This window comes from Myxococcus sp. NMCA1 (genome assembly GCF_026810205.1).
Classification (GTDB): Bacteria; Myxococcota; Myxococcia; order Myxococcales; family Myxococcaceae; genus Myxococcus; species Myxococcus xanthus_A.
In genome coordinates, this window is sequence record NZ_CP113950.1 from 6,639,870 (window position 1) to 6,652,848 (window position 12,979).

Annotated in this window: 6 protein-coding genes; 2 read left to right on the forward strand and 4 right to left on the reverse strand. The window is 62.1% G+C overall.

Annotation, left to right across the window (positions count from 1 at the left end; translation table 11 throughout):
• Positions 1-713 precede the first annotated feature (713 nt).
• The 3 genes from OZ403_RS27265 to dgt form a co-directional block, all read right to left on the reverse strand.
• Complete coding sequence (locus OZ403_RS27265) at positions 714-1,268, reverse strand: hypothetical protein (RefSeq protein ID WP_268782145.1); 555 nt, start codon at positions 1,266-1,268, stop codon at positions 714-716.
• On the reverse strand, positions 1,265-4,783 hold the full coding sequence (locus OZ403_RS27270; protein ID WP_268782146.1) for an RHS repeat-associated core domain-containing protein: 3,519 nt from the start codon (positions 4,781-4,783) through the stop codon (positions 1,265-1,267). Before OZ403_RS27270 ends, OZ403_RS27265 begins: the two co-directional genes overlap by 4 nt.
• A gap of 2,787 nt (positions 4,784-7,570) precedes the next feature.
• Positions 7,571-8,989: a dGTP triphosphohydrolase gene (gene dgt, locus OZ403_RS27275; RefSeq protein WP_328285552.1), complete on the reverse strand. Its 1,419-nt coding sequence runs from the start codon at positions 8,987-8,989 to the stop codon at positions 7,571-7,573.
• A 246-nt stretch (positions 8,990-9,235) separates the two neighbouring features.
• On the opposite strand from dgt, the gene OZ403_RS27280 reads away from it, so the two are divergent.
• The gene (locus OZ403_RS27280; RefSeq protein ID WP_140799454.1) at positions 9,236-9,751 is read left to right on the forward strand and encodes an OmpA family protein; all 516 of its coding nucleotides are present in this window, start codon (positions 9,236-9,238) and stop codon (positions 9,749-9,751) included.
• A 2-nt stretch (positions 9,752-9,753) separates the two neighbouring features.
• Here OZ403_RS27280 and OZ403_RS27285 read toward each other — a convergent pair whose 3' ends face one another.
• Positions 9,754-11,370, reverse strand: coding sequence for a GMC family oxidoreductase (locus OZ403_RS27285; RefSeq protein WP_174260164.1), 1,617 nt, complete (start codon positions 11,368-11,370; stop codon positions 9,754-9,756).
• A 285-nt stretch (positions 11,371-11,655) separates the two neighbouring features.
• On the opposite strand from OZ403_RS27285, the gene OZ403_RS27290 reads away from it, so the two are divergent.
• Entirely contained in the window at positions 11,656-12,876 is a 1,221-nt protein-coding gene (locus tag OZ403_RS27290) for a M20/M25/M40 family metallo-hydrolase (protein WP_268782148.1), read from the forward strand.
• The last annotated feature ends 103 nt before the right edge of the window (positions 12,877-12,979 follow it).

Consider the following 12,979-nt stretch of genomic DNA (forward strand, 5'->3'; position numbering starts at 1 on the left):
AAGCGCTCGGCCTGCCGACTCGAAGAAACCCCATGCGCGCGTTTCTGGTCCGGCAGGGCCGTCACTGACAGCCCTTGTCCGCTACTCCGTCCAGGAGATTCGGCGCCTGCTGCTGGCCTTCTGGCGGCGCACGCTCCCGCCAGTTGCCGATGTCCTCCCATGGAGTCGGTAGCGACGGCACCATCAAGCCGTCGCTATGCGCTGCCACTATCGAGCACGTGGCGCGAGACTCAAACTGCAACTACAGGGCTAAACCGGAAGCGGATGGCGTCTGCCCACTGGCCTCAAACGCCTCCGCGACCCGGCCCCACTCCGGCCTCTTTGCCTGCTTCGCCACGCCCTGAGGCATCCGCCGCTGCCGCTCCCCCGGCAATCATCCCTCACGGCACGTCGTTCTCCAGAGGGCTAACTACAGCAACTATTTATTCAACACTGGCGAACAGTACAACCCTGATGGCCCCGGACTACGGAGCCGACAAATCGAGTACTCAGGGCATGGCGGCAGTCCAGCACCACACCTTTGCGCACAAATGGAGATCAGCGCTGGCAACCCAGACGACAAATACTCCCCTTGCCACAACAGACAAGCCTGCCCCTGCGGACAAGTCACATCGCCAACACAATCAAGATCAACCCCCCCGCCACACAAAAACCAAACTACCCCAGCGAAAATCGCCCCCACAAACAAAGAAACCACAACCTTCCCAAAACCACTAATCACCAAAGCACTTACCCGTCAAATTGGCCGCATTTTGCCCCCACAGAGGGAAAATACCATCAGTCGTCCATTGCGGAAAATCAAAGGTCTTCGGGTCTATCTCATGCAAATTCCATCTATACGCCTTATACATATGCAACGCCTCGTGAAGAAGAGCTCTCGCAAGAATCCCCTTCGCTTTTCCGTCACCCCTAAAACACAAGCTCTGCTTGAATTCGCCCCACATCAAAACTGGCCCAACATAAGGAACCTCAATGTACGAATACGCAATAGCGTTATATTTTTTCTCCTCCAGTCGGTAACCAGAGGGAAACGGCTCTCCATTCGCTCGCACATTGGTGGTTGATGGAGTCTGAACAACAAAGGCACTCGGACCACTCCCATCCTCCAATATTTCACAGACCTGCCTTGGAATCTTTCCTGCGCAACCACACTTCTGAACTGGTCCTTGCGTGCACCCGGCTGCCTCCCTCGCCATTTTGATAGCGTCCGGCCAACTTGGGCATTCATCCACGAGCACATAAAGCCCCGAACGATCCGCGTTCTTCACGGATTGTTTTTAGCGTATGCATATGCAGGCCAAGCGGCTGCCCGTGCGCCGACAGTCATGATCGGCTCCGGCTGAAGATACCGTCCCACACTCGGGTCATAGTATCGGTTCCAGTTCTCGAAGAGATCAGTCTCGGCGTCGTGGTACTGACCAGGGAAGCGAAGTGGTGTCCAGAAAGGCTGAGCGCCCATTTGCAGGCGCCTGTACTCATAAGCGGACACAGCAACTCCCATCTGAGAGCGATCCGCAGTCGGCGCATTCCCAGTACAAGCGCAGCCAACCGACGCAGGATCACAATCGCCCGCGCTTGCAAGCGCTAGCTGAATACCCGCACTTCCAGGGCTTACCCAGTCCGTCCATCCATGACTCCGGTCAGCACCGAACGTTGCGAACACGACTCCACTGCTTGCATCGCGCACCTGAAGCGCATCCGTCGGACTGCCGCTGCACGCAGGCCCTTCCGGCGCGTACAGTTCTACTGCGTCAAGCAAAACCCGCATCTGCACGCTTGTATTCGGAGGGGTGGTCTGCTTAAGCGCCGGTCCAAACGTCCCGGTCTGCGTACCGTAAGGATGGGCCGTTTCCACGTCTACACTAACACGGTTGACATGGCCGAATGCATCGTACTCACCCGTGCCCGTTACGCGCCCCTGCCCATCCAACAATAGAGCGGGCTTGCCAAGATAGTCAGTCATCAGCGAGTACACTCCGCACGACGCCAATTCACCTGCGCGGCGGCAGTCCGCGGTGTCGTCCGACATCCGGCCCCAGGCGAAGCTCAACTGCCCACGAATGAGCGCTACCGGTCGGCCGGCCAGCCAGACATACTCGTCAGTTGGGTGAGCGCCAGGCGACAGAAGGGAGGCATTTCCTACGTCCACAAGGAGGTTGTTCCTTAGGTCATAGAAATATTCATCCTCCACCCCCGTCGGGTATACCTTTGCCCGGCGCCGGTTCGCTGCGTCGTAGTAATAGCTATAGCTAGCGCCATCCACGCTCGCACTTCGAAACACCGTGTCATTGCCGCCATGGGCCCACGCTCCCGCAGTGAAATCGATAACGCGAACGGGGTTCCCGGCGGAATTATTCGGCCACACCTTTTGCGATACTCTGCCATCGGCGTCGTAGGCGTAACCATGAGAGAGCCAACTACCAGCCTGCTGACTCGTGCGTTGAGTAAGCCAGTCGGGGTGCGCAGGCGCAGCGCCATAGGTGAGTGTCCAGGAATTGGCCTCGCCTACTTCGGAAATACGATTGCCGCGCCCGTCATATCCAAACGAACGTTCACCAAAGGGCCCGCCTCCAGAATTCACCGTACCAGTAGCAGACGCCAGACGATACATTCGATCATACTCGAACATCTGGACTGGCGTTGTGGACATGGAGACATTCGAGGTCAACAAGCAACTGATACTTCTCCTCACATGGTCCGCGCGCCAATCATAGGTCTGGCGCAGCACCGCCCCATTACCCGTACCGGGTATCCATGAGGCCCCAGATGCAAGCGTTGAAACCCACAGTGCTCGGACCCGTCCAGTCTTGTCATTGGTTCCGAGATCGCCGTTGGTCTCCGTCGCACATCTGCCGGTCTCTTTTGTCGCAGCTCCCAGCATGTACTCAACGCTGACAGAGGAACCACTCTCCTGCGGGTGCTGCCGGTATCCGCGAAGGCCACCATAAGGCTCCCATGCGACCTGAGACAGCAGCGTGACTTCAGAAGAACTGCCTCCTGCACCGAAAACAGTCACACGGACCTCTAGTACGCGATCCGTCCATGCCCCCTCTCCGTGAACGTAACGGACAGTTCGACCATATGGATAGACGATAGAAGTCAGGTTTCCATTGACACTATACACATAAGCCGTATGGGGATTGGTATGAGGAGTGGAACTGCTGCATTCCGTGCTTCCATGACGGATACGCACCTCGCGCAAGACCCGCCCCGCCCAATCATATCCATACCAAGTGCGCCCGAAAGAGTCATCGCGCCAGCGCTTGCGGCCCTGAGTGAACGCCAGCACTCCGCAGGACGAGGGGGGCACCTCGGTTGCTTCGTACCCCTGGCGGTAGAGCACTTCCACACCAGCCGGGGGACTCAACCGAGCGACTTGCGTCAGTCGCCCAAGCACATCGTACGTGGATTCAACGAAATCTCGCGGAGACGAAGCTGCCTGCGATGGAGTCTGCTTGACGAACTGTTGGCCCGCAGCGTCGTACGCGTAGCGAGTCGTCCCGCGCGCGCTTCCAACTCCCATCGCGGGGCTCTCAATTTGAACCAACTGACCGAAGTCGTCGTGGGTGTAAAGCGACGCACCAGTCCCAGGGCTATAGGTTTCACAGTCGGTGGAGGCAGTGAGCCCCGACTCTACGCTCGTGATGTTGCCGTGCCGATCGTGCTTGAAGCAGGTACGGTGGCCGTTCGCAACGATGTTCGTGGGATATTCATCGACCCGGCTGAGACGATCTGCCCGATCATACACCATGTTGTTACATATCGTACCACCGGTGGTGCAGTCCGCGAAGGTGCCACTCCCTACGCCCGTCACGTTGTCATTCGCGTCGTAGCCTCGGCCACGCGTAACGCTGAGAGATTCTCCCCACGACTCCATCTTCGGCCTGCGGTGAGCATCAGCGGAATAGCCACGGACGAGACGAACGACCCCAGACGCATCCAGGTGCCGCTCATGCTGCACGGTTCCGTCCTCCCAATATGAGTACGTCACCTTTTCGCTCCAGGTAGCCCCATCCGCTACGGCGGACTTGCCGCGCCACTGAAGCTTCGACGTCATGCTCCCTCCCGAGCAGGCCGCCGACGGCGTGCCCGTCCGGTAACAGGACACGTCGTAGTTGCCTTCCGGCAACCGAACCCATGTCAGGTGCCCAGCGGAGTCATACCCGTATGTGGTTACTACGGCAGTTGCGCCGCTGTCCGGTAGGACACGAGTGCTCACCAAGCGCCCGTTGAGGGAGCGCGACTCCCTCACCACTCCGTTTGCATCCGTCTGCGACTCCATTTCCTCACCGGTCGTGGTGTCGAAGGCATAGTCGAAATAGGTGGCCAGAGGCGTCACGCTTGGCCCCAACTCCCTGACTTCACTCAGACGACCTGCCCGAGGCCAACCTGCACTCTGCGGCCAGTAGTGGTAACGCACGATTTTATAGCTCGTGCCCGTCGGGCAATCCGTGGCACTCTCACTATCTACCCAGCACGGTCCATGCGCTTCGAGCGTACGCCCCTCAGGATCGGGCGTCGTGTCTCCCTCGGTCCGTGCCGCAAAATAGAAGGTGCCACGAACGCGGGGCTCATCGGTCCAACTTCCTGTATTGGCGTTGAAAACGCGTGTCCATCCCGATTCCAGGACTGCGGCGACGCGTGAGGCACCTGGCACATAGCGAGTCACCTTACGTGCTTTCCCGCCAGACGGCATCAGCAGGCTATCGCGCTCTGTAATGGAAGGTAGTTGTTGGCTCGCGTTGTCATAGACATAGGAAAACTGCGTCTCCTCTAGCGCCACGCCGCCATCTTGATGAAGTGCCCCCTTGCGCTCCGTCCGCTTTTCCGGCCGTACCGTTCCCGAGGAGTCCGTTACGAAAGCGTAATCAAAAACGGTCCAGTTGCTTCGTTTATCCTGAATCCCCTTGAGAACCGGAGGCTCTCCAGTGCTCCCGCAAGTCCAGTCGTAGCGAATCGTGCCTGGGCTACATCCACCATTGAAGCACGTTTCGGACACCCTCAGCAGGGTTTGATTCGCTCCCGAACTCACTCCCGCAATAAAATCATAATCACGTACGAGATTCGACTTTGCCGCACTCAACCTTCCCGTATGCGCGGTCGCATCGGAAGCGCGCCGGCGCATATACTGTGTGCCGCAGCAATTGAGACCTGAGGGGCAGGTAGTTCGACTTAAATTACCAATTCCAAGCTGAACGTCTGCTTCATTCGCAGCCGCGACTCGTCCTGTAGAGTCGTATGAATGATGAACTACCAGCACGTCAGAGCGTGACACCACAAGGCTGCCTTCCGGATACTGATACGTATCCTCCTCTCCCGAAGAGAACGCGACCCTGGATAGCAGCCCAGCCGACTCGACCCCTGCGAGTTCCTCATAATGATACGTAGCGTGCAACTGTTCATGAACAATCCCAGACGCAAGCGTGGCTCGACGGTACAAATGGCGCACCACACATTGAGCATATCCCGTCGGACTACCCAATTTCACGTACTCAAACCGTAGGCCGACTCCATTGGGCAGTGCCACTTGCGACAGATAGGGCACACCTTCGCTACCAGAGACCGTCCCCTGGACGCAGGACGATCCTGATGGCACCGCATACGTCAGGTCGGCCAGTACCTTCCCACTCGAGGCTTCAATACGAGACAAGAAATAATGACTCGGCGTCACCGGAGCATCTTCTTCGACCCATGGGGCAGCGTAGATATGGCGCTCACCTGACGAAGTCACCAATACGAAACCCTGTGCGGTGCGCTGGAGCTTATCGCCAGCAGATTCACTCGGGCGCTTGCCTGCCCAGCACGGCACACCTTCGCAGGGGGTAAAATGGAGTTCAGCCCCGTTCCCCCGCTTCAGAATGTAATGGTGCGAATCTTCACGCACATAGCTCCAAAGGCCGTGCGTCCATAGGGCAGTCCGCAAATTTGCCGGTGCCGAGCCAAATGGTTTGGGCGCTCGCGTGTAGGCAACAGGAACGACGCCAGTCCCCCCTTGAGGAGACTCAATGCCAGGCGGTAAACTCGGAATGCCCTGGCCCGACACATAACTTCGAGAGAACCCCACCGATGCGTTGTCCCGCGACTCGCCAAAATCATTCGCCCACAACACACTGCTACCACGCGTCATATCCACGGGGTCGCCCGCTACAGGGAGCGGGGTTCCCGATGAAGAGCAAGTACAGTGCGAATCACGACAATCCGACTGAGCACATGACGAGACAGCGCAATACACCTTCGGTTCCGATGACTGCTCACCATCATCGTCCACAGCATACGTCGGATCAAAAACACAAACTCCCGAACAACCATCAGAAACACAGGCACTCCCAGGCTGGCAAGGCCAGTCTGGGCAACTCCCTCCCTTGAACTGATTCTGCACCGGCTGACAGGTTCCCACTGGCGTGCAGGTGATGGCACTCATGCAAGTACCATCAGGATTCGTCTGACTACCATTACACACCCTTGTGCAATCAGCGCCGTCACAAGGACAATTCCACAAATGCATGACCGGTATGCCGCCACCACAGGTGCCGCCTGTAGGGATGCAATAGTCGATTTGCGCCTCAGCGGGGACTGCAAACAGTCCTACCAACAGAACAAAAAGCACAAGACGTGATCTACGACACAGCCACCAATGAAGTTCCACGAAGACCTCAAACAAGAGGCGTCGCCTACCTTGCGACGAAGCATTGAAAATCAAGACGCCAAGAACCAGAGATGGCCCCTGTCTCAGCGAGTGTTCGTTTGAGGATTGGCAGCACGAGGCGCCCAGCCCTTGGGCGGCACACAGGCGCGACCTCCTTCCCCAGGGTAAAACTGGACACAGCTCCATTCTTCTGGACACTGAGTTTGAGTCGCACACGGCGTGCTGCATACATACCCTCCCGCCCGCCCCGCCGATAGGGTCTTCACGTTCATTGACTGAAGACACAGCTTCGATTCGCAATCCGAAGCCCCTCCTGCGGAGCAATCCACGCCCACCTTCCCGGTGCCGCTCCCCGCCTGCAAATTTCGATGCTCAGTGATTGGTGGAGCCAAGGCGGGCTGCACTGAGTCCACTCGCTTGTCTTCCCAGCACGCCCCCAAGACCATCCCGGCCGCCACGACGGTCCATGCGCGCACACCCACTAAAGAGGCGACCATCCGATGATTCGAACAAGCGGATGATGGATTACGCCGCTGCATCATTTGCAAACTCCAACGTTGACTGGACGGGGCCTGAACGGATGCACCGAACCACTAACCTCTCAGAAGTCACTCCAAGCACGCAACCCTGTCCCTGAAAGAGCGCCTCGTCGCCCCAAACGCCTCGACAACGCCGCAACATCACAACAAAAGTCAATCCGCCCTGGGCACAAAAGAACAGCGCATGCGCGCCGGGGCACCCTTTCGTGAAGGCAACTTCACTCAGAATATTAGCACATGAGCCAGGTCCGATCTGACCTCGACTGCAGAGCCCAGCCCCTGTCGGAAAGTACCGGGACAAGAGAGGAGAGCCCCACAGGAGCACGTACATCAGGCGGCAGCTCTGTGGGAGCCTTCGTGACCAAGCTGATACACGTCACATCTACTACGTCGGAAGCTTGATGCCAGACAGGCGCTGAAACAGCTCCACCGCGAAACCGTCTGTCATCCCAGAGATGTAGTCCGTCACGCAGAGCAGCCGCTGGTACTTCGACAGCCGGGCCACCGCCTCGGTGATGGCCTCATCCCGGGACGCGGGCTCATCCCTCGCGTCCCGCGCATGCTCCGGCCGTTGGAAGAGGTCCGGTGGAAGCAGCTGCCGCAGCTTCTTCTCCTCGCGGTTCGGCGTGTCGGTGACGACCGCCATCGCGAACATGTCCAGCAACCCGCCCAGTGTCTTGAAGCCCGCGCTCTCAATCTGGAGCACGCGCTCGCTCTCATAGCCGTAGCGCCGCGTGAGGTTGCGGATGGCATCCAGCGGCTTCTTCACGTCGTCGCGCGCGGAGGCCAGCGGCTTCTCCCACCGCCCCTCCTCCATCGCCTCCACGTTCTCCAGGAACACCTTCACGCACGCCTGGATGAGCTCGCCAATGGCCCGCGCTCGCGCCTGCGCCAGCCGCGTCTCCGGATGCGACGGTGGCGGACGCACCGGCCCCTTCACCGGCTTTGGCAACACCGCGTCCAGCAAGTCACACGCATCCTTGATGGGAATCAGTCCCAGCTTCGCGGAGTCTTCCAGGTCGATGACCGCGTAGCAGATGTCATCCGCCGCCTCGACGAGGAACGCCAGCGGATGCCGGGAGAACACCCCAGCCTCCCGCTCCACCAGGCCCACCGCGCGGTACGCCTCCAGCGCCAGAGCCTCGTCGTCCTGGAAGTAACCGAACTTCTTCTCAGACACGCGCCCCTTGTCCCGCCCCCGCCCGCCCGGCAGCACCGATGCGCGCGGGTACTTGCTCATGGCCCCCAACGTCGCCGCCGTGTAGCGCAGGCCGCCCCGCCGCTCGCGCGACTGGAGCCGGTTGAGAATGCGGAAGCCCTGCGCGTTGCCTTCGAAGGCCTCCAGGTCCTGCCACTGCTCCACCTTCTCGAAGGGGCTCTTCCGCCCGTCCACCTCGGCACCGGGCCGCGCCAGCCGCTGCGACACCCAATGCTGGATGGCCGCCTCCCCGGAGTGGCCGAAGGGCGGATTGCCAATGTCATGCGCAAGGCACGCCGCCGCGACGATGGTGCCCAGATGCGAGGGATTCACCATGACGTCCCGCGCCCGCAGCCCCCGCCCCGCCAGATTCCCCAGCGAGCGCCCGACACAGGAAGCCTCGATGCTGTGGGTCAGCCGCGTGCGCGTGTAGTCGCTCGTGGACAGCGGAAACACCTGCGTCTTGTCGTGCAGGCAGCGGAACTCCGCGGAGAAGACGATGCGGTCATAGTCCCGGTCGTAGTCGGTCCGCTCGTCCTGGAGCAGCGCGTCCATGTCACTCAGGACGGGCGCCGGCTCCTCCACCGGCTTCTTCTCCGAGCCCACCCGGTAACCTGAAAGAAGCCGCCGCCAACGCTCCGTTCGACTGCTGCTGCTCACGCCTGCCTCGCTGTGCGAAGGGACCCGGAGCGACATGCTGCTCCCCTCACGCACCGAGGCAAGTTTTACCAGCCGGGCGGACGGGCCCCCGTCACCCTTCCCATGAGACACCGCGCCGCTGGACGAAGGCGCGGCCCCCGGGCAGCCTCCCGACCGGCGAACACCGCCCATCTGACGGAGGCGTCCTCACGTATGAAGCTCAAGGCCCTGTGCATCACCGTGTCGCTACTCACCCTTCCCGGCGTGGCCGCCGCGCAGGGCGGGTTCGGCGCCCTCACCAAGGCGGCGGGCGATGCCGGCAAGTCCGCCGTGGAGAAGCGCGTCAACACCAAGCTGATGGACGAGGGCCGGCAGAACCAGTGCAGCTTCAAGACAGGCACCGCTCAGCTCGATGCCGGCTGCGACGCCAAGCTCAAGAAGCTGACCAACGCGCTCGTCGACGCCAAGAAGCAGCTCGTCGCCGCCGGCGTGAAGTCCTACAAGTTCGAGGTCTCCGGCCACACCGACTCCACCGGTGACGCGGCCAAGAACAAGAAGCTCAGCGAGCAGCGCGCGGAGACCATCGTCAAGGAGCTCATCGCGCGCGGCATCCCCCGGAGCGAAATCGTCGCCGTGGGCTACGGCTCCGAGAAGCCACTGGTGAAGCCCGACGACACCGCCGCCAAGAAGGCGAAGAACCGCCGCTACGAACTCCAGGTCCGGCTGTAGCCTCAGCCCGCGCGAGCGCCCGAGGACGCGGGCACCTCGGGCACTGCCACCTCGTCCCGCGGCGCCGTCCGGGCCGCGGGAATGAAGGTCATCGCGCGCTCGGCCAACGCCGTAATCGTGAGCGACGGATTGACGCCCGGGTTGGCGGAGATGGCGGAGCCGTCCACCACATACAAACCCTCATGGCCGAACACGCGGTGCCGCGAATCAATGACGCCCGTCTCCGCCGAGTCGCCCATGCAGCAGCCGCCCAGGATGTGCGCCGTCGTCGGGATGCCCAGCAGGGTCTCGCTGACGATGGTCATCGGATAGCCATCCAGCTTGTCGGCCACGCGCCGGGCCAGGTCGAACGCCTCCGGCATGTTGGCGCTCGGCGCCGGGCCCTCCTGGAGCGCCGTGCTCAGCCCCAGCCTCCGGGAGCGCTTCATGCGCAGGTGCCCTTCCAGGGTGCGCATGTAGAGCAGAATCATCGTCCGCCGCGCGAAGTCAGGGACGAACCACGCCTTGAGGAAGCGCAGCGGATGCCGGACCAGCAGGCCCACCAGCCGCGCGAAGCGCTGGAGCATCGTGGCCCCGGACACCTGCGGCGCCATCAGAAGCCGGAAGAAGCCCGAGCCAGCCGAGTAGCGCACCGGCTCCAGGTGGGACTGGGCATCGGTGTGCAGGATGGAGCCGATGGCGATGCCCCGTGACAAATCCTGCCCCTTGCGGCCGCTCACCACACCCACGAGCGCCTCGGAGTTGGTGCGCACGCCGTCTCCCAGCCGGTCCGACAGGCGCGGCAGCCCGTCGGGGCTCGCCTTCAGCTTGAGCAGCAGGTCCAGGGTGCCCAGCACGCCCCCCGCGAAGACGACGTGCTTCGCGGTGAAGCGCACCTTCTTCCGGAAGAAGCGCCGCGCCCCTTGGAGCGCTTCGACCTCGTAGCCCCCTTCCGGCAGTGGCCGCACCCAGGTGACTTCGGTGTCCGCGTGCAGCGTGAGGCCGCGCCGCTCCGCCAGGTGGAGGTAGTTCTTGTCGAGCGTGTTCTTGGCGTCGAAGCGACACCCCAGCATGCACCCGCCACACGCGTTGCAACCCGTCCGGTCCGGTCCCTCTCCGTTGAAGTATGGGTCCTTCACGGTGACGCCCGGCTCGCCGAAGTACACGGCCACGGTGGTGGGCTGGAAGTCGGTGCGGCCCAGGTCCGTGCCCACGTCCTGGAGCACCTGGTCTGGGACGGTGCGCACTGGATTCGGCGTGGCGCCCAGCATCCTCCGCGCGGTGGTGTAGTGCGGCGCCAGCTCCTCCTTCCACGCAGCGAGATGGCCCCACGAGGAGGCCTGGAAGAAGTCGTCCCGGGGGATGGGGAGCGTGTTGGCGTACACGAGCGAGCCGCCGCCCACGCCCACGCCCGACAGCACGGTGACGTGGCGGAAGAACGTCATCTCGAACAGGCCCCGCCACCCCAGCGTGGGCATCCAGAGCCAGCGCTTCAGCTCCCAGTTCGTCTTCGGGAAGTCCGGGGCGCGCAAGCGCCGCCCCTTCTCCAGCACCACGACGCGGTAGCCCTTCTCGGTCAGCCGGAGCGCGCTGACGCTGCCGCCGAACCCCGAGCCGATGATGAGCCAGTCGCAGTCCATGGCCATCCTGCCTCCCGTCGGGCACCACGCCACACAGGTCACGCACCAGCGCATGCCGGCGGCGCCACTCTACGACAAAGGGATGCATCAACCCTGCGCGAGATTCAGGCGGTGCGGGGAACGAAGCGCCTGCCCGCCCAGCTCGACTTCACCCTGGGCATGTCTTCTTTTCCACACTCCAACCAGGACTCAGAAAGCCTTTATTTCTCGAAAAGCAGAGGCTCCTCCCCGCAGCCCGTCCCCCGTGCTGCGACGCAACGCCGTCTCCCTGGAGGAGCAATGCGGATGAAGACCTGGATGCCGGTCTCGCTGTTGCTGCTGAGTGCCCCGCTGGCCCTTGCCGAGCCGATCAAGGCAAAGCCAGATGACAAGACTGTGTGGATTGCGATTGGCACGGATGCCATCGCGCCCATGCAGGAGACCTTCGCGGCCGAAGGCTGGAACGTGCCCACCGCCCTCAAGCAGCAGGAGCACGCGGGCGTGTTCCAGATGAAGGAATCCCAGCTGTCGCGGCTGGCGCTGATGATGCACGAGAAGTTCGACCGGTGCGCGGGCTTCATCACCTACGAGACACAGGAGGAAGCACTGGCGTCCCTGGCGCCCGTAGCCCCCAAGGCGACCCAGAAGGCCGTCAGCTACACCCTCACCAACGCCGCGACCGTGAACACGCTGGTGGGCGCGCTCTCGGCCGCGAACATCCGCACCACCATCGCCGAGCTGTCCGCCTTCCCCACGCGCAGCCAGAGTTCGCAAGGGGGCGTGGACGCCGCGGCCATGCTCCTGACGAAGTGGCAGGGCTACGTCACCGGCGCGGGGCGCACGGACGTCACCGTGGCGTACTACCCGCACACGGGCTGGCGGCAGCCCTCGGTCATCCTCACCATCCCCGGTACCATTCTGGCCAACGAGGTCGTCGTGGTGGGCGGACACCTGGACTCCATCAGCTCCACCAGCGCCGCACCTGGCGCCGATGACGACGCGTCCGGCATCGCGACGTTCACCGAAGTCATCCGCGCCGCCATGGCCCACGGCTACCGGCCCGAGCGCACGGTGAAGTTCATGGCCTACGCCGCGGAGGAGACGGGCCTGCGCGGCTCACGGGAGATCGCCACCTTCCACAAGACCAACAACATCAACGTCGTGGGGGTGATGCAGCTCGACATGACGAACTACAAGCACCCCAACGCCACAAGGGATGTGGGCATCGTCACCGACAACACGAACGCCGCCCAGAACCAGTTCATCCGCAACCTGATAACGACGTACGTCGGCGTGCAGTTCACCGACACGACCTGCGGCTACGGGTGTTCGGACCACGCCTCCTGGCACAACCAGGGCTTCGCGGCCTCCATCCCCTTCGAGGGGACCGTCGTCCAGAAGAACCCCAACATCCACACCCCCAGGGACACCCTGGCGAACTCTGACAGCACCGCCGCGCACGCGCTCAAGTTCTCCAAGATTGCCGCCGCCTACGTCGCCGAACTGGCCAAGGGCACCGCGCAGTAGGCCCTGAAGCCCAGGGGCCCCGGCGCGAGACATGCGCCGGGCCCCTGCATCACCAGTTTTGTCGGGATTACAACTTTGGCGGCATCTGGACTAGCCTGCGTGC